This is a genomic window from Bradyrhizobium sp. LB13.1, from assembly GCF_054056815.1.
This window is the reverse complement of sequence record NZ_JBSRYQ010000001.1, coordinates 771,895-790,798: the sequence shown is the minus strand read 5'-3', so window position 1 is coordinate 790,798 and position 18,904 is coordinate 771,895. Positions and strand designations below refer to the sequence as shown.

The window sequence follows — 18,904 nt, the reverse complement described above, 5'->3', positions numbered from 1 at the left end:
ACACGTACCACTACTGGTCCAGTAATCGTACGGATTCGCTGGCATTCCCGATTCCGCCATCATCGTTACTGCTGATTCGGACCTCCGCGATCCCCTTTGGATCGGGCCGGCACGTCCTGAGCGAGAAGAGCTCAGCATCGAGATCGATGCACGTTCGCGTGGCGTTTCCCTGACCCAAGCACTCCAAAGGATTGATCTTCAATGCACACGATCGTACTGGCCACCCAAAAGGGTGGCAGCGGCAAGAGCACGCTCGCCATTGGCCTCGCGCTCGCAGCCAAGCAGGCCGGCTTCACCGTCCGCCTGATCGAGACCGACCCGCAGGGCACTTTGTCCAACTGGCAGCGCCGCCGCACTGCCGATGATCTCGTCGTCGAGCCGATCTATCACGCCGCCGACATCGAGCCGCGTCTGAAGATGCTGGCCGACAGCGGCCTCCAGCTCGCAATCGTCGACACCGCGGCCGGCCTCAGCGCCGCGACCACCGCCGCGATCCGCCATTCCGACCTCTGCCTGATCCCGGCCCGCCCGAGCGTCGCCGATATCGAGGCGACCGCCTCGACGCTGAGCGTCGCGCGCGCCTGGAAACGGCCTTACAGCTTCGTGCTGAACCAGACCCCGATCCGCGGCCAGCGCATCGACAACGCGGCCAACACGCTCGCCGAGGAAGCCGCCCTCGATCTCACCGAGGTGCTCGCACGCCCGCTGATCGTGATGCGCAATGATCATCAGGACTCGCTCGCCAGCGGCCTCGCGGTCAGCGAATTCGCGCCGAACGGCAAATCATCAGACGAGATCCGCGGCCTCTGGGATTGGATCGAGACCCGGCTCGAGCTCGCCGCCACGACCAATGTTCTGACCGACCAGTTCATCTCGACCGCGGACGGCATGCTGCACCCGGCTTCAGAGCTTGCGTCAGATGAATCCACGACACTGACGTCCTGAGCGGGGCGATTGCTCAGACGCCAGCCGGCCCTTCGCCATCCGGAAGGCCCCAGCGACGAAGCAATCCGGCCACCAGCCCGGCCGGGATTGCTTCGCTTCGCGCTTTTGAAAGGACTCCATCCACCGTCATTGCGAGCGCAGCGAAGCAATCCAGAGTCCCTCCGCGGAAAGATTCTGGATTGCTTCGCGGCGCTCGCAATGACGCTCGTGGTGAATTTGTCACCTCGCAGAAACTCACGGTCTCGCGGCCGCGGGCTTGATCGTTACTTCTGACATTTCGAGCACCAGAAGGTCGAGCGGCCGTTCTGCGTAAAACGCTTCACCGTGCCGCCGCAGCGCGGCGTCGTGCATTTCTCGTCTTCGCGATCGTAGACCTTGAACGAATGCTGGAAATAGCCGAGCTCGCCCGAGGTCTGGCGATGGTCGCGCAGTGACGATCCGCCGGCCTTGATGGCGTCGTTCAGCACGGTGTGGATCGCTCCTACCAATCTCTTTGCATGGTCGGTCGGCTCGTCCTTTTTCGTGGCGAGCGTCGCAGCAATTCGGCGCGGCGACAGATGCGAGCGATGCAGGGCTTCGCAGACATAAATGTTGCCGAGCCCCGCGACTACGCGCTGGTCGAGCAGCGCCACCTTCAAGTTGGTCTTTTTCCCCGCGCAGGACTGCGCCAGCATCGCCGCGTCGAATTCGTTGCCGAGCGGCTCAGGACCGAGCCCACGGAGCAGCGGCTCCTCGTCCAGCGCGCTGCGCGCGATCACTTTCATGTAACCGAAGCGGCGCGGGTCGTTGAAGATGATGTCGGCGCCCGAGGACATCCGAAACAGCACGTGGTCGTGGGTGGAGTCCTTGGCCCGCGGATAGTGAAACTCGCCCGGCGCAGCCTCGTTGTCCCGCTTGATGACGCGAAACGAGCCCGACATGCCCAGATGCATCAGCAGCACGTCGCCGGAGGCGAGATCGGCCATGAGATATTTTGCACGGCGCCCGAGCCCGGTGACGACCTGCCCCTTCAGCCGGGCCACGAAATCCGGCTGGAACGGAAAGCGCAGATCGGGCCTGCGGGCCTCCGCAACGAGGATTTTTGCACCTTCCATGACGGGCTGAAGGCCGCGGCGGACGGTCTCGACTTCGGGCAATTCAGGCATGGTCAGGCATTCACCTTATCAGGGCGGTGTGATAGCGCCATTGCGGCGGGCGCGCTATGGTCCGCCTCGTGGAGTAGAGTAATGGATCGGCCGGGCGAAACCACGCATTTTGGCTTCAGGGACGTTCCCCTGGGGGACAAGCAGACGCTGGTGAACGATGTGTTTCACAGCGTGGCGTCGCGCTATGATTTGATGAACGATTTGATGTCCGGTGGCCTGCACCGGGTCTGGAAGGACATCATGATCAACGCGCTCAACCCGCCCAAGGGCGACCGGCCGTTCGCGCTGCTCGACGTTGCCGGCGGCACCGGCGACATCTCGTTCCGCGCCGCCAAAGCCGCAGGCCCCGGCTTCCATGCCACCGTCTGCGACATTAATTCCGGGATGCTGGAGGTCGGCCGCGAGCGCGCCGCCAAGCGGCATCTCGAGACCCAGGTCGATTTCGTCGAAGGCAATGCCGAGGCGCTCGCCTTCGCCGACCGCAGCTTCGACGCATATACGATCGCTTTCGGCATTCGCAACGTGCCGCGGATCGATCTCGCGCTGGCCGAGGCCTATCGCGTGCTCAAGCCAGGCAGCCGCTTCCTCTGCCTGGAATTCTCCACCGTCGAGATGCCCGGGCTCGATCGCCTTTACGACCTGTTCTCGTTCAAGGTGATCCCGCCGCTCGGCCGCATGATCACGGGTGACGCCGAGTCCTACCAATATCTGGTCGAGTCGATCCGCAAGTTTCCAAAACCCAACGCCTTCGACCGACATGATCCGCGACGCCGGCTTCGCCCGCGTGAATTGGCAGACATTGTCCGGCGGCATCGTCGCGCTGCATTCGGGCTGGCGTTTGTGATTTCTGCCGTCACCCACATTGCGCGCCTGATCCGCGCCGCGTTCGTCTTTGCGCGCGAGGGCGTGTTCGGCTCAGTCGATCCGAGCCTGGTGCCACCGCCCGGGCAGCTCGCGCTGAAAGTTGCACGCCTCATCGAGCGGCGCGGCCCGAAGCACGGCCCGCGGCTGACCCGCGCGCTAACCCGGATGGGCCCGGCCTATCTCAAGCTCGGACAATTTTTGGCAACACGCCCCGACGTCGTCGGCGTCGTCATGGCGCTCGACCTCGAAAGCCTGCAGGATCGCCTGCCGCCGTTCTCGCAAGCCGAAGCGGAAGCTGCGATCGCAACCTCGCTGGAGCGGCCGCTGACGGATGTGTTCGCGAGCCTCAGTCCGCCGGTCGCGGCCGCCTCGATCGCGCAGGTTCATCGCGGCGAAGTTTTGCGCGACGGCGTCCGCAAGGCCGTCGCAGTGAAGGTGCTGCGACCCAACGTGGCCGCCCGCTTCCGCCGCGATCTCTCCGACTTCTTCTTCGTCGCGCACAAGGCCGAAGCCTATTCGTCCGAGGCGCGGCGCCTGCGCCTGATTGAGGTCATCAACACCATGTCGCGCTCGGTCGCGATGGAGATGGATCTGCGGCTCGAGGCTGCCGCGCTGTCGGAAATGGCGGAGAACACGCGCGACGATCCTGATTTCCGTGTGCCGACCGTTGACTGGGACCGCACCACGCACAACGTGCTGACGATGGAGTGGATCGACGGCATTGCGTTGAACGACCACAAACGCCTCAAAGAAGCGCAGGTCGACCTGCCCGATCTCGGCCGCAAGGTGATCCAGAGTTTCCTGCGCCACGCGTTGCGCGACGGCTTCTTCCACGCCGACATGCATCCGGGCAATCTGTTCCTGGATGACGCCGGCCGTCTCGTCGCGGTCGATTTCGGCATCATGGGCCGGCTCGGCATGAAGGAGCGGCGCTTCCTCGCCGAAATCCTGCTCGGCTTCATCACCCGCGACTATCGCCGCGTCGCCGAGGTGCATTTCGAAGCGGGCTACGTGCCCGCGCATCACTCGGTCGAGAATTTTGCGCAAGCGATCCGCGCCATTGGCGAGCCGATTCACAATCGCACCGCCGAAGAGATCTCGATGGCGCGGCTGCTGACGCTGCTGCTCGAAGTCACCGGCATGTTCGACATGAAGACGCGGCCCGAGCTGATCTTGCTTCAGAAGACCATGGTGGTGGTCGAGGGTGTGGCGCGCGGCTTCAATCCCAAGCTCGACATCTGGAAAGTCGCCGACCCCGTGGTGCGCGAATGGATCGAGCGCAATCTCGGGCCGATCGGCCGGGTCCAGGGCGCACTTTCCGGCACCGGCGATCTCGCCCGCATCCTGATGCGTCTGCCTGACATCGCCGCGCGCTCGGTCGCGGTGACGCTCGAACAGTTGGAGATCATGACGCGGGAAGGCATCCGGCTGTCGCCGGAGAGCATCGCGGCGATGGGCCGCAGCGAGGGCCGCAAGAACCGCTGGCGCACCGTGGCGCTCTGGATCATCGCGGCGACCTTCATCGGCATCCTGATCGCCGTCCGGAATCTATGATTGCAGTGCAATCATACGACTGATAGCATCGCTATCATTTTCCGCCGGAGAGTGCCATGGCAAGCCTGACCATCCGCAAGCTCGACGAGAACGTCAAAACCTTCCTCCGCCTGCGCTCGGCCAGGAACCGCAGGTCGGTCGAGGAAGAGGTCCGGGTCATCCTCGGGGAGCTGATCGAGGGGCGCGAGGAGCCGCTGACGCCGTTCACGGCGCCGCCCGCGGCCTCCGCCACCCCCATCCCCCAGCGCCCCGGTGCCCTTCCCGAGGCCGGCGTTACCCTGATCATCGGCGGCGGGATCGCGGCCTACAAATCGCTCGACCTGATCCGAAGGCTCCAAGGAGCGGCGGATCGAGGTGCGCTGCGTGCTGACCAAGGCGGCGCAGCAATTCGTCACGCCGCTGGCCGTGAGTGCGCTCTCGCATGAGCGCGTCTACACCGACCTGTTCGATCCCCAGAGCGAGTTCGACGCCGGTCATATCCGCCTCGCGCGCGAGTGCGACCTGATCGTGGTGGCGCCCGCCACCGCCGATTTGATGGCCAAGATGGCAAACGGCCACGCCGACGACCTCGCCAGCGCCATCCTGCTCGCGACCAACCGCAAGGTGCTGCTGGCACCGGCGATGAATCCGCTGATGTGGAATAACGCGGCGACGCGGCGCAATGTCGCGCAGCTCCAGCGCGACGGCGTGGTGCTGATCGGGCCGAATTCCGGCGAGATGGCCGAAGCCGGCGAGGCCGGGATCGGCCGCATGTCCGAGGCGATCGAGATCGCGACCGCCGCCGAGCGCCTGCTGCGGCCGCCGGTGCCGCGCCCGCTCGCCGGCAAGCGCGTGCTGATCACGGCAGGTCCGACTCACGAGCCGATCGACCCGGTGCGCTACATCGCCAACCGCTCCTCCGGCAAGCAGGGCTTTGCCATCGCCGCCGCCGCACAGGCCGCAGGCGCCGAGGTGATTTTGGTGAGCGGACCGGTCGATCTCGGCGATCCCCGGGGCGTGACGGTCAAGCACGTGGAATCGGCGCGGCAGATGCTGGAGCAGGTGCAGGCCGCGCTTCCCGCCGACATTGCGATCTTCGCCGCGGCCGTCGCCGACTGGCGGGTCGCCAATGAAGGCGAGCAGAAGCTGAAGAAGAGTTCGGCCGGCATGCCGCCGCTCCAGCTGGTCGAGAACCCCGACATCCTCGCGACAATCTCCAAGCTGACCGACAAGCGTCCGCCACTGGTGATCGGCTTTGCGGCCGAGACCGAGCACCTCATCGACAACGCCAAGTCGAAGCTTGCCCGTAAGGGCTGCGACTGGATCGTCGCCAACGACGTCTCCCCCGCAACCGGGGTTGATGGGCGGAGACCGCAACACCGTTCACCTCATCAGCCGCAAGAACGATGAGAAGGATGGCGAGATTGCAGTTGATTCCTGGCCGGCGATGACCAAGGAACAGGTCGCCATCGAACTGGTCGCGCATGTCGCAAAGAGCGTGACCGGCAAATCCCGGGAGCCGGCATCTTGAGCACGAAAGTCACGGTCGAACTGCAACGCCTGCCCCATGCGGAGAGCCTGCCGCTGCCGGCCTATCAGACCAACGATGCCGCCGGTCTCGACCTGATGGCAGCGGTGTCGGACAGCGAGCCGATGACGCTCGCGGCCGGCCAATACGCGCTGGTGCCGACGGGCCTCGCGATCGCACTGCCGCCCGGGTACGAGGCGCAGGTGCGGCCGCGCTCGGGGCTTGCAGTCAAGCACGGCGTCACCGTGCTGAACTCGCCGGGCACGATTGACGCGGACTATCGCGGCGAGATCAAGGTGATCCTGGTCAATCACGGCCAGGCCGCCTTCGTGATCAAGCGCGGCGAGCGCATCGCGCAGATGGTGATCGCGCCCGTGGTGCAGGCCGCGCTGGTTCCCGTGGCCGAATTGTCGTCCACCGACCGCGGTGCCGGCGGCTTCGGCTCGACCGGCCGCTAACGCGCGGCACGTCCAGCCGAATTATCCCGAAGATTTACGTGGCTGGAACAGCGCGGCCGGCATTTTTGTGGGGCCGGCTTTGCGTTCACGATCTGGACTCTTACCGGTGGAGTCACGGTGAGGGTATTGTCGTTTGATTCGCACGCGACGGGGGTCGCCGCGTGCAAATTCGTGCGGTTCTTGGGGCAACTATGTCAGGCGTGATCGTGTCGATGCGTCGGACGCTGCTGTCGTGCACATCGCTGGTGCGCAACGGCGTCTTGGGAAGCGCTCTCGCGGCGCTGCTGCCGGCTGCGCCGGCTAAGGCCGCCGATCTCGTCGACACACTCTCAACATTGCTGGATTTCAACCGGCAGGAGCTCGCGGTGCTGGGCCACTGCGTTGGCTTTGCTAGGCTTCTCGGTGGTCGCCGCGATTCTCCTGATGCGCACGCGTGTGCGCACGGCGAGGAACGAGGCGCGGCTGCGCGCCCGAATCGGGGAACTCCAGCTCCAGGCCGACCGCTTCGGCGCGCTGCTGTTCGCCGAGCCGCAAATTTTGATCTCCTGGCCGGCCGGCGACAATCGCGCCCAGATTTCCGGCGACATCTCCATGGTGTTGCCGCGCGACTCCTCCCCGCAGCGCCTGCTCGCATTTGGAACCTGGTTGCCGCCGGAGCCGGCGCTCCAGATGGATCACGCGGTCGACGCGCTGCGGGACCGTGGCGACGGGTTCCAGCTGACGCTGACCACCGCGCATGGCCACACGCTGGAGGCCATCGGCCGCGCCATCGGCGGCCAGGCCATCGTCAGGATTCGCGAACTATCAGGGCTGCGCCGCGATCTGGCCGAGACCAATTTGCGCTACAAGGCGCTGTCGGACGAAACCGAGATGCTGCGCGGCTTCGCCGCCGCCGCACCCTGGCCGATCTGGGCCAAGAGTGAGAACGGCGCGCTGACCTACGCCAACCCCGCCTATGTCCGTGCGACCGAAGCGGCCACCATCGCCGACGCCCAGGATCGCAAGCTCGAGCTGCTCGACAGCGCCGACCGCACGGCGATGGAGCGGGGACTGAAGGAGGCGGCCAATTTCACCTCGCGGCTGCCGATCGTGATCAGCGGCGAGCGGCGCATCTATGACGTCCGCGCCGTCAATGTCGGCCGGGGCAATGTCGGCGTTGCCATCGATGCCAGCGAGGCGGATGCGCTGAGCTCGGCGCTGGTGCGGATGGCGGAGGCGCATCGCCGCACGCTCGACCAGCTTTCCTCCGGCGTTGCCGTGTTCGACGGCCAGCGCCGGCTCGCTTTCTACAACGATTCCTACCGCCGGCTGTGGGACCTCGACCGCACCTTCCTCGACGCCAACCCCGATGATTCCAGTGTGCTCGACCAACTCCGCGCCGGGCGCAAGCTGCCGGAGCAGCCGGACTTCCGCGCCTGGAAGGTCGAGCTGCACGAGGCCTACCGCGCGGTCGAGACCGCCAAGGACACCTGGTACCTGCCCGACGGCCGCGCACTTTCCGTCGTCACCACGCCGAATCCGGAAGGCGGCGTCACCTATCTGTTCGACGACGTCACCGAGAGCCTCGAGCTCGCCCGCCGCTTCGACGGCATGATCCGCGTCCAGCGCGAGACGCTGGACAGCCTCGCCGAGGGCGTCGCGGTGTTCGGCAGCAACGGCAGGGCGCAGCTGTTCAACCCGGCCTTCGTCCGGATGTGGAAGCTGTCAAGCGACGCCATGCGCGACGAGCCGCACATCCAGACCGTCGAAGGCTGGTGCCATCAGCTGTTCGATGACGCTATCGTCTGGCGGCAGATCCGCGAGGCCGTCACCTCGATCGAGAGCCGCGCCGACGTTCCGCTGAAGCTGGAGCGCAAGGACGGCAGCGTGCTCGACGGCATGATCCGGCCGCTGCACGACGGCGCGACCATGCTGACGTTCCAGGACATCACCGACACCGAGAATGTCGAGCGCGCGCTGCGCGAGCGCAACGAGGCGCTGGAGGCCGCCGACCAGATGAAGGTGGATTTCGTCCACCACGTCTCCTACGAGCTGCGCTCGCCGCTTACCACCATCATCGGCTTCGCGCATTTCCTCAGCGATCCCTCGACCGGGCCGCTGACGCCGAAGCAGGCCGAATATCTCGACTACGTCACCAAATCGACCAATGCCCTGCTGGCGCTGACCAACAACATCCTGGATCTCGCCACCATCGACGCCGGCGCCATGAAGCTGGAACTCGGCCCGGTCGACGTCAGCAAGACCATCGAGCTCGCCGCCGAGGGTATTCAGGACCGGCTCGCCACCGACCGCATCCGTCTCAAGGTCGAGATCGCGCCCGACGTCGGCAGCTTCACCGGCGACGAGAAGCGCGTGGTGCAGGTGCTCTATAACCTCCTCGCCAATGCCGTCGGGTTTTCTCCACAGGATTCCGCCGTCGGCATCAGCGCCCGCCGCACCGAACGCAGCGTGGTCTTCACTGTGACAGATTCCGGGCCTGGAATACCTGCCGACATGAAGGACAAGGTGTTCAACTGGTTTGAAAGCCGATCGCAGGGCTCGCGTCACCGCGGCGCCGGGCTTGGCCTGTCGCTGGTGCGCTCCTTCGTCGAGCTGCACGGCGGCAAGATCCGGGTAGATTCGATCGTGGGCAGAGGCACGGTCGTAATCTGCGACTTCCCGACCGAGCAGGCGGCGCATCGCGACGCCGCCGAATGACTGAACAAACCACATTCTCCGTCGCGCTTCACAACGAGACGGCGACCGCGCACCTGATGGCCGACCTCGCGCTGCTGGTCGGCTCCGGCGACGTCATCACGCTTACCGGCGATCTCGGTGCCGGCAAGACCGCGGCGGCGCGGGCCATGATCCGCTATCTCGCCGGCGACGAGGCGCTGGAAGTGCCGAGCCCGACCTTCACGCTGGTGCAGGGCTACGAGCTGCCGCCATTCCCGGTGATGCATGCCGACCTCTACCGCGTCGAGGACGAGAGCGAGCTCGAAGAGATCGGGCTGTCGCCGCTGCCGGAAGCGACCCTCGTCCTGATCGAATGGCCGGAGCGCGCCCCGTCGGCGATGCCTCAAGACCGCATCGACATCGCGCTGACGCACCGGCCGGCGCTGGGCTCGAGCGCACGCGCCGCCGACATTACCGGCTATGGTAAGGCCGCCGCCACCGTCGCGCGACTGAAGGCGCTACGCGAATTCCTCGATGCATCCGGCTACATGGATGCGACGCGCAAGCGCATGCCGGGCGACGCCTCGACGCGCTCCTATGCACGGCTGCTGCGCGACGACGCGATCGTCATCCTCATGAACTCACCGCAGCGCCCGGATGGCGCTACGATCTACAACGGAAAATCCTACAGCGCCGCGGTGCACCTCGCCGAAAATATAAAACCCTTCGTTGCCATCGGCGAAGGTCTGCGCGCACATGGCATCTCGGCACCTGCGATCCATCATTCGGACCTCGACCAGGGATTCCTGATCAGCGAAGACTTTGGCAGCGAAGGCGTGATCGAGGGCGATCCGCCGCGCCCGATCGCCGAGCGCTACGAAGCCGCGGCCGATTTGCTGGCCGTGCTGCACGGCGAGACGCTGCCGGAAAAATTGCCGCTCGATGGGCAGACCTACGCCATTCCTGTCTTCGATACCGAGGCGCTGCTGATTGAAATCGGGTTGATGCCGGAATGGTACCTGCCCGATCGCAACGCACCGCTGGACGACGCGAAGCGCATCGAATTTTTCGCGATCTGGCGCGAGCTGCTGAAGAAGCCGCTGGCGGCGCCGAAGACGTGGATCATCCGCGACTATCACTCGCCGAACCTGATCTGGCTCGGGAATCGCACCGGCATCGAACGCGTCGGCGTGATCGATTTCCAGGACACCGTGCTGGGGGCCGCAATCCTACGACGTGGTGTCGCTGCTCCAGGACGCCCGCATCGACGTGCCCGAGACGATCGAGCTGACGCTGCTGTCGCGCTACATCAAGGCGCGCCGCGCGAACGACGCAAACTTCGACGCGGCCGGCTTCGCCGAGCTCTACGCCATCATGTCGGCGCAGCGGAACACGCGTCTGCTCGGCACCTTCGCCCGCCTCAACCGCCGCGACGGCAAGCCGCATTATCTGCGTCACCAACCGCGGATCTGGACCTATCTCCAGCGCTCCCTGGCGCATCCCGCGCTCGCCCATCTGCGCGGCTGGTATCTCGCCAACGTCCCACCGCCCCAACGGCCGGTCCAAGGCTGACAAGGCTGACAAGGCTGACAAGGCTGATAGAGGCTGATTCGGGGCCCGATTTACCGGCTGTTAGCCAAGACACCGGTAATCTGGTGGCGAGGTAGCCGGGTAATTACGGGCCGGAGCAGGGCAGATGGCGGTGAAGACGGACCAGCGCGGCAACAGCCGGGTTGTTTTCGAGCGCGGGATAGCGGCCCAGATGATGGGTATCGACGGCACCTGGCGGCGCGACTGCAGCATGGAGGACGTCTCCGAGAGCGGCGCCAAGCTGACCATCGACGGCTCGGTCGAAGGCCTGCATCTGAAGGAGTTTTTTCTGCTGCTGTCGTCTACCGGACTTGCGTACCGGCGCTGCGAGCTCGCCTGGGTCAATGGCGATCAGATCGGCGTCAATTTTCTCAAGCTTGGCGACAAGAAGAAAAAGGCGCGTTCCACATCCGTCCGGGCGTAACGGCAACACTCGTCGTACAAGCGTCACGGCAGGTGGTTAAGGCGATTAAGACGCGGTGCGGTCGGTCAAGCCTCGTGTTAGGATTGCGGCGAACGCGAAATCAATGGGTCTGAGAAAGCGAAGGATGTCCGTCAAGCCGACCAAAGCCATGGTGCTCGCCGCAGGGTTCGGCCTGCGCATGCGTCCGTTGACGGATAAGATGCCGAAGCCGCTGGTGCCGGTGGCCGGCCAGCCGCTGCTCGACCACGTGCTCGACAAGCTCGGCCAGGCCGGCGTGAGCGAGGCGGTGGTCAACGTACACTATCTGCCGGACCAGATCATCAATCACACCGCGTCCCGCCAGCATCCGCGCGTGACCATCTCGGATGAGCGCGACCAGGTGCTCGGCACCGGCGGCGGCGTGGTCAGGGCGTTGCCATTGCTCGGCGATGCGCCGTTCTTCCATGTCAATTCCGATACGCTGTGGATCGACGGCGTGCGCTCCAATCTGGCGCGGCTTGCCGAAAACTTCGATCTCGCGCGGATGGACATCCTGCTGCTGATGGCGCCGACGGCGACCAGCATCGGCTATAGCGGCCGCGGCGATTACGGCATGCTGGCCGACGGCGCCCTGCGCAAGCGCAAGGAAAAAGAGGTCGTTCCGTTCGTCTATGCCGGCGCGGCGATCTTGTCGCCCTCGATCTTCGCCGATGCTCCGACAGGCGAGTTCTCGCTGACTAAAATGTTTGACCGCGCCAACGAGCAGGAGCGGCTGTTCGGCCTCCGCCTCGACGGCGTCTGGATGCATGTCGGCACGCCCGACGCCGTGCACGCCGCGGAAGAGGCGTTTCTGGAGAGCGTGGCGTAGGGTCTCTCTTGTCCCGGACGCGGTGCGGCGCGAAGTGCCGCTCCGCAGAGCCGGGACCCACAGCCACAGCCGTGATGACGTAGCCTGCGCCCCGGTCGCGAGCGGCGAAGCCGTCAAACAGCGGGGACTATCTCCCTTCCACCCATGACCATTTGAGTCCACCTCCCTATATTGGCGCCTGATTCCCGAATCAGGCAGCTCATGCGCGTTTTCAGCGTTCCAGTCTCAGTTCCCTTCCTGCGCACCGTCGTCTCAAGCCTGCTCGACGGCCGGCTGGTCGACGGCTTTGAGGCGCGCAAGGAACCTGCACGGCTGGCGGACGCCACGTTGTACCTGCCGACAAGGCGCGCCATGCGAATCGTCCGCGAGATCTTCCTCGACGAGTTGAAGGCGGATGCCGTCGTGCTGCCGCGCATCGTCGCGCTCGGCGACATCGATGAGGATGAACTCGCTTTCGCCGATGAAGGCGAACAGTTTTCCGGCGCAACACCGCTCGACATTCCGCCGCGCCTCGGCGAACTCGAACGGCGGCTGACACTGGCGCAGCTGGTCGCAGCCTGGTCCAAGGGCCCAGTGCTGTCTCCGCTGGTCGTCGGCGGCCCCGCTTCGACTCTGGCGCTGGCCTCCGATCTCGCGCGGTTGATCGACGATATGGTCACGCGCGGCGTCGACTGGAGCGCACTCGATGGCCTCGTGCCTGATATGCTCGACCGGTACTGGCAGCACTCGCTTGAATTTTTGCGCATCGCGCGCATCGCCTGGCCCGGTCATCTCGCCGAAATCAAACGCATCGAGCCCGCTGCCCGCCGCGACCTCCTGATCGATGCCGAAGCCAAGCGGCTGACCGCGCATCACCATGGCCCCGTGATCGCGGCCGGTTCGACCGGCTCGATGCCGGCCACGGCAAGATTTCTCCACGCAGTCGCCTTGCTGCCGCATGGCGCCGTGGTGCTGCCCGGCCTCGATACCGATCTCGACGACGATGCCTGGCGCAGCATCGGCGGCGTACGCGACTCGCTCGGCAAGTTCGCGGAGCATCCGGTCTCGAACCATCCGCAATATGCCATGCACGCGCTGCTGGATCGCTTTGGCATCAAGCGCAGCGACGTCGATATCCTCCAGCCTCCGGCGGAAGGCGGCCGCGATCTGCTCGCCTCCGAATCGATGCGGCCATCGGCCAAGACCGAGATTTGGCACGACCGCCTGAAGCAGCCGGATGTGGCCGCGAAGATCACCGGCGGCATGAACAATCTCGCAGTGGTCGAAGCCCCCAATCCCGAGATGGAAGCCCTCGCCATCGCGATTGTGATGCGTGAGGCGCGGCATCTCGACAAATCCGCCGCGCTTGTCACGCCCGATCGCGCACTGGCGCGACGGGTGATGGCCGCGCTGACCCGGTGGGACCTCGCGTTCGACGATTCCGGCGGCGACGTCTTGATGGAGACGTTCGCCGGCGTCTTTGCGCGGCTCACAGCGGAGGCTGCGACCAAGGGATTGGAGCCGCCGACGCTTCTGGCGATGCTGAAGCATCCGCTGTGCCGGCTGGGCCGCGCACCTGGCGCGTGGAGGCCGGCGGTCGAAGGCCTGGAGCTTGCGGTCTTGCGCGGCACGCGACCGCCTGCAGGCACTGCCGGCCTGCTGCGTGAATTCAATCGCTTCCGCGAGGAGCTGGCAAAGCTGTGGCGCAGCGAGGTCTCCGCGCTGCATAAGGCCGAGCCGCGCGCGCGTCTCAAAGCGGAAGACCTCGATCGCATCCAGGCGCTGATCGATGCCCTGCGGATAGCATTGGCGCCGATCGAGAGCCTGGCGTCAGCGAAGGCGTTTGACTTCGCCGAGCTCGCACATCGCCACCGCGAGATCATGATCGAGCTGTCGCGCGACGAGCAGGGCATTTCCCTGGCCTTCGAGGACCGCGAGGGCCTCGCGCTCGCGAGCGCCTTCGACGATCTCCTGCGCGGCGGCACGACCAGCGGAATGATGGTGACGCTGCCCGACTACGCAGACGTCTTCCAGACCGCATTCGGCGATCGCGCGGTGCGGCGGCGAGACAAGCCCGGCGCGCGGCTTCAGATCTACGGCCCGCTGGAATCGCGCCTGATGCAGGCCGACCGAATCATCGTCGGCGGGCTGATCGAGGGCGTCTGGCCGCCGGCGCCGCGCATCGATCCCTGGCTCAGCCGACCGATGCGGCACCAGCTCGGCCTCGATCTGCCTGAGCGCCGTATCGGCCTCTCCGCCCATGATTTTGCGCAACTGCTCGGCGGCGACGAGGTCATCCTCACCCACTCCGCAAAGGCCGGCGGCGCGCCCGCGGTGGCTTCGCGCTTCCTGCACCGGTTGGAGGCGGTCGCGGGCGACGCGCACTGGAAGACAGCAATTCGCGCGGGCGAGAAATATGTGCAATTCGCAGCCGCGCTGGACCAGCCCGACGAGGTCAAACCGATCAAACAACCCGAGCCGCGACCGCCGCGCGCGACCCGGCCGCTCAGGATGTCTGTGACTGCGATCGAGGACTGGCTGCGCGATCCCTATACGATCTACGCAAAACACATTTTGCGGCTCGACGCACTCGATCCCGTCGACATGCCGCTGTCGGCCGCCGACCGCGGCTCGGCGATCCACGATGCACTCGGCGAGTTCACGGAACGCTACGCCACGAATCTGCCCGACGATCCCGCGCGCGTGCTGCGCGTGATCGGTGAAAAGTACTTTGCACCGCTGATGGAACGTCCCGAGGCGCGCGCGCTATGGTGGCCACGTTTCCAGCGCATCGCCCGCTGGTTCGGCGAATGGGAGACGGCGCGTCGCGACGTGATCGAGGCCATCACCGCGGAGACCCGTGGCGAGATTTCGATCGCGCTCGACAGTACGCGCAGCTTCAAGCTGTCCGCGCGCGCCGACCGCATCGAGCGGCGCCAGGGCGGCGGCTATGCCATCCTCGACTACAAGACCGGCCAGCCGCCGACCGGCAAACAGGTCCGGATGGGCCTGTCGCCGCAGCTCACGCTGGAAGCCGCGATCCTGCGCGAGGGCGGTTTTCCCGATATCGATGCCGGCGCGTCCGTGAGCCAGCTCGTCTATGTGCGCCTGAGCGGCAACAATCCGCCGGGCGAGGAGCGCATCCTCGAGCTCAAATATAGGCAAGGCGACGAGCCGCAGCCGCCTGATACGGCTGCTGCCGAAGCACGGGCCAAGCTGGAGGCGCTGATCCGCGCCTTCGATGACGAGAGCCAGCCCTACACCTCGCTGAACCTGCCGATGTGGACGAACCGCTACGGCACTTATGACGACTTAGCCCGGATCAAGGAATGGTCCGCGGCCGGCGGATTGGGAATCGAGGAATGGTGAAGTTGCCGCGTCCCATTCCTGATGAGGTGCGCGCGCGGCAGGCACGCGCGTCCGATCCGACTGCGTCGGCGTTCGTGTCGGCCAATGCCGGCTCGGGCAAGACGCATGTGCTGGTGCAGCGGGTGATCCGCCTGCTGCTCTCTGGCGTGCCGCCGGAAAAGATCCTCTGCATCACCTTCACCAAGGCGGCTGCCGCCAACATGGCCGAGCGCGTGTTCACCACGCTCGGGCATTGGGTAACGCTCGACGACACGGCACTCGACGCGGCGATCAAGGCGGTCGGCATCCCGCATCCCAATTCAAAGTTGCGCCGCGAAGCGCGAAAACTGTTCGCCTGTGCGCTGGAGACGCCCGGCGGACTGAAGGTGCAGACCATCCACGCGCTGTGCACCCGCCTGCTCCAGCAGTTTCCGTTTGAGGCCAACGTGCCCGCGCGCTTCGCGGTGATCGACGATCGCGACCAGACCGACATGATGGAGCGCGCCAATCTGAAGGTACTGCTGGAGGCCGCCGCGCGATCCTGACAGCGTCACCGGCCGCGCGCTGCTGACTGCGATGGCGAGCGCCGCCGATGTCACCTTCAAGGAGGTCGTGCGCGAGGCTTGTCTGAGCCGCGACCATTTCATGGCCTGGACCGACGAGGCCGGCAACGCGGAAGCGGCTGCGACGCAGATGAGCACCGCGCTGGGCGTGGACGCGAGCGATGGCATCGAGGACGTCGAGACCGAGATTCTCGACGGTCCGTTCCTGCCGCGATCGCGCTGGGACGAAGTTGCCCTCGCACTCGATGGCGGCAACAAGACCGAGAAGGACCAAGCCGATTGCTTACGTTCGGCAAAAGCGTTCTCAGGCAGTACGCAAGTCGATGCTTATCTTGGGGCCTTCCTGACCGATGAAAAGAAGCAACCACGCAAGACGTTGCTAACCAAACAGTTTTGCAAAGATTATCCGGCAGTCGCTCACCTATTCGAGCACGAGGCGCAGCGGCTCGACGCTCTGATCGAGAAGCGCCGCGCGGTGACCATGCGCGACCGCACCGCGGCCCTGCTGCATATCGCGACTGCTGCCGCCGCAAACTATCGGCGCGAGAAGCAGGAGCGCGGGCTGCTCGACTACGACGATTTGATCGACAAGACGCTGGCGATGCTCAACCGCGTTTCTTCGGGTTGGGTGCATTACAAGCTCGACCGCGGCGTCGATCACGTGCTGATCGACGAAGCCCAGGACACCAGCCCCCGGCAATGGGAGATCGTCGCGCACATCATCTCCGAGTTCACCGCAGGTGAAGGTGCCCGCGAGGGACTGAACCGCACCGTCTTCGCGGTCGGCGACGAGAAGCAGTCGATCTTCTCGTTCCAGGGAGCTGACCCGCATGAATTCGACGCGCGCCGGCGCGAGCTGGACCGCAAGTTCACCGCCGCCGGGTTGAAGTTCGATCCGGTCGCCTTCACCTATTCGTTCCGCTCGGGTGCTGCGATCCTGCATTCGGTCGACCACGTCTTCCGCGAGCCTGCGATCTACAAGAGCATCCATTCGCTCGAGACCGGTCATCCCCTGCACAATGCACTCGGCGACGCAGGCCCGAGCGTGATCGAGTTGTGGGACCTCGCGGAAGCCGACGAAAGGCAGGAGATCGAGGGCTGGCGCGCGCCGTTCGACGGCGTCGCCGCCACCAGCCCCGAGGTCAAGCTTGCGCGCCGTATCCAGACCGAGATCAAGCGGCTGGTCGAGAGCGGCACGCTGACGGGACACGAAGGCGAGCGGCGGCCCCTGCGCTATGGCGACATGCTGATCCTGGTGCGGCGGCGCGGCAATGCGTTCGACGCCGTGATCCAGGCCCTGAAGCATGCCAACGTTCCTGTCGCGGGCGCCGATCGGCTGAAGCTCACCGAGCATATCGGCATCATCGATCTGATGAACCTCGCCGATGCGCTGCTGCTGCCGCAGGACGATCTCGCGCTCGCGGTGGCGTTAAAGAGCCCGCTGTTCGGGCTTGATGACGACGATCTGTTTCAGCTTGCCTGGGATCGCAAGGGATCGCTGCGACGCGCGCTTGGTGCGCACGCGTCCACAAGCGACAAATTCTCGACGGTGCTGCGGCGGCTGGAAGCCTGCGAGGTCCGGTCGCGCGAAGAGACGCCGTTCGCCTTCTATGCCTGGCTGCTCGGCGGCGACGGCGGACGCGCGCGCATCCTGCGCCGGCTCGGTCACGAGGCCAACGACGCGCTCGACGAATTTCTGGAGCTGGCGCTGAACTACGAGCGCAAGGCGCCGGCCTCGCTGCAGGGTTTCATGGCCTGGCTGCGCTCGGCCGACACTGAGGTGAAGCGCGACATGGAGATCTCGCGCGACGAAGTACGGGTGATGACCGTGCACGGCGCCAAGGGCCTGGAAGCTTCCGTCGTGTTCATGGTCGACACCACATCGTCGCCCGCGGACTCGCAGCGGGTCCGGTTGATCCACATGCCGCGCGGCAATGGCGGCGAGGTCGTGGTGTGGGCTGGCCGCAAGGCGGACGATCCCAAGCCCGTCGCCGACGCACGCAAGGCGATGATCGAGGAGACCGAGGACGAATACCGCCGCCTGCTCTACGTCGCGATGACGCGCGCCGCCGACCGGCTGATCGTCGGCGGCTGCTTGCCCGGCAACATGAAGACGGTTCGCAAGCTGAGCTGGTACGACCTGGTCGACACCGGGCTCGCCGGCTCGGGCCTGGACAAGCAGACAATCGAGACGCCGCTCGGCAAGGTGACGCGATTCGCGCGGCCCGGGGATGCCGAGGCACTGGGCACGCCGGCGACGTCCGTGGACCAGACGACCGCGCTTCCGGACTGGCTGCAGACGCCGGCGCCGCGCGAGACCATCGATGACGATCCTGTCCGTCCCTCCGGCCAGTCCGCCGAGGAAGGCCGCGCGGTGCGGTCAAGTGAATCGGTGCAGTCCCGCGCGCTCGCGCTGCAACGCGGCACGCTGGTGCACCGGCTGCTGCAATCACTCCCCGACATCGCCAGCGATCGCCGGCGCGAGGCCGCGCTCGGCTTCATGGCGCGCAATGCCTCGGACTGGGCGGAGGCTGACCGCGCCGCGCTGGCCGACAAGGTGCTCGCCCTCATCACCGAGCCGCGCTTCGCGCCGGTCTTTGCCGCGGGCAGCCGGGCGGAGGTCGCCATCGTCGGCAGACTGGAGCGGCCAGGCCGCACCCCGGCGCTGGTGTCGGGGCAGATCGACCGGCTGGTCGTTCGTCCGGATGAGGTTTTGATCGTCGATTTCAAGACCAACCAGGCGGCGCCCAGGAGCGCCGCTGAGGCGCCCGCGACCTATGTCCGGCAGCTTGCGCTGTATCGGGCGGTGCTATCGCGGCTTTATCCCCAAAAGCCTGTTCGAGCCGTTCTGCTCTGGACCGAGGCCCTTGAATATATGGAGATTTCAGCCCCCGCGCTGGACGCGGCGCTGGCATCCCTTCATCTCCGTGTGAGCGTCCTTGACCCGGCAAGGAGCCGTTCATAGGTTGACGCCATGATCTCGGGTGCGATTCCCGTCGCGTCCTTCTCTCAGGTACGAGGTATT

7 protein-coding genes and 5 pseudogenes are annotated in these 18,904 nt (G+C 65.8%); 11 read left to right on the top strand and 1 reads right to left on the bottom strand.

Annotation, left to right across the window (positions count from 1 at the left end; all coding sequences use genetic code 11):
* The first annotated feature begins 201 nt into the window (after positions 1-201).
* Entirely contained in the window at positions 202-945 is a 744-nt protein-coding gene (locus ACVWYI_RS03735) for a nucleotide-binding protein (protein ID WP_456661270.1), read from the top strand.
* A gap of 263 nt (positions 946-1,208) precedes the next feature.
* Here ACVWYI_RS03735 and mutM read toward each other — a convergent pair whose 3' ends face one another.
* Positions 1,209-2,090 carry a bifunctional DNA-formamidopyrimidine glycosylase/DNA-(apurinic or apyrimidinic site) lyase gene (mutM, locus tag ACVWYI_RS03730; RefSeq protein ID WP_247444547.1) on the bottom strand — a complete coding sequence of 294 codons (882 nt, stop codon included), beginning with the start codon at positions 2,088-2,090 and terminating at the stop codon, positions 1,209-1,211.
* A gap of 81 nt (positions 2,091-2,171) precedes the next feature.
* Between mutM and ubiE the strand changes: the two are divergent.
* From ubiE to addA, 10 genes and pseudogenes are all read left to right on the top strand, one after another.
* Positions 2,172-2,934, top strand: a pseudogene (ubiE, locus tag ACVWYI_RS03725) (bifunctional demethylmenaquinone methyltransferase/2-methoxy-6-polyprenyl-1,4-benzoquinol methylase UbiE).
* Positions 2,931-4,508, top strand: a complete 1,578-nt coding sequence (ubiB, locus tag ACVWYI_RS03720) for a 2-polyprenylphenol 6-hydroxylase (RefSeq protein ID WP_456661269.1) — start codon at positions 2,931-2,933, stop codon at positions 4,506-4,508. The pseudogene ubiE and the gene ubiB overlap by 4 nt, the downstream one beginning before the upstream one ends.
* 56 nt (positions 4,509-4,564) lie before the next feature.
* Positions 4,565-6,018 (top strand): annotated as a pseudogene (coaBC, locus tag ACVWYI_RS03715) (bifunctional phosphopantothenoylcysteine decarboxylase/phosphopantothenate--cysteine ligase CoaBC).
* Positions 6,015-6,473 carry a dUTP diphosphatase gene (gene dut, locus ACVWYI_RS03710; RefSeq protein WP_456661268.1) on the top strand — a complete coding sequence of 153 codons (459 nt, stop codon included), beginning with the start codon at positions 6,015-6,017 and terminating at the stop codon, positions 6,471-6,473. The pseudogene coaBC and the gene dut overlap by 4 nt, the downstream one beginning before the upstream one ends.
* Positions 6,474-6,664: 191 nt before the next feature.
* Positions 6,665-9,170 (top strand): annotated as a pseudogene (locus ACVWYI_RS03705) (ATP-binding protein).
* A pseudogene (gene tsaE, locus ACVWYI_RS03700) lies at positions 9,167-10,700 on the top strand (tRNA (adenosine(37)-N6)-threonylcarbamoyltransferase complex ATPase subunit type 1 TsaE). Before ACVWYI_RS03705 ends, tsaE begins: the two co-directional pseudogenes overlap by 4 nt.
* A gap of 124 nt (positions 10,701-10,824) precedes the next feature.
* Positions 10,825-11,142 (top strand): PilZ domain-containing protein, encoded by a 318-nt coding sequence (locus tag ACVWYI_RS03695; protein WP_247352808.1) that lies wholly within the window; start codon positions 10,825-10,827, stop codon positions 11,140-11,142.
* Between the two features lie 124 nt (positions 11,143-11,266).
* Positions 11,267-11,989: a nucleotidyltransferase family protein gene (locus ACVWYI_RS03690; RefSeq protein WP_247352806.1), complete on the top strand. Its 723-nt coding sequence runs from the start codon at positions 11,267-11,269 to the stop codon at positions 11,987-11,989.
* A 201-nt stretch (positions 11,990-12,190) separates the two neighbouring features.
* The gene (gene addB, locus ACVWYI_RS03685) at positions 12,191-15,337 is read left to right on the top strand and encodes a double-strand break repair protein AddB (protein ID WP_456661267.1); all 3,147 of its coding nucleotides are present in this window, start codon (positions 12,191-12,193) and stop codon (positions 15,335-15,337) included.
* Positions 15,331-18,844 (top strand): annotated as a pseudogene (gene addA, locus ACVWYI_RS03680) (double-strand break repair helicase AddA). The gene addB and the pseudogene addA overlap by 7 nt, the downstream one beginning before the upstream one ends.
* Positions 18,845-18,904: the final 60 nt, after the last annotated feature.

Coding starts and splice junctions, on each gene's coding strand:
- ACVWYI_RS03735 (WP_456661270.1), top strand. CDS start 202: ATGCACACGATCGTACTGGCCACCCAAAAGGGTGGCAGCGGCAAGAGC.
- mutM (WP_247444547.1), bottom strand. CDS start 2,090: ATGCCTGAATTGCCCGAAGTCGAGACCGTCCGCCGCGGCCTTCAGCCC.
- ACVWYI_RS03695 (WP_247352808.1), top strand. CDS start 10,825: ATGGCGGTGAAGACGGACCAGCGCGGCAACAGCCGGGTTGTTTTCGAG.
- ACVWYI_RS03690 (WP_247352806.1), top strand. CDS start 11,267: ATGTCCGTCAAGCCGACCAAAGCCATGGTGCTCGCCGCAGGGTTCGGC.
- addB (WP_456661267.1), top strand. CDS start 12,191: ATGCGCGTTTTCAGCGTTCCAGTCTCAGTTCCCTTCCTGCGCACCGTC.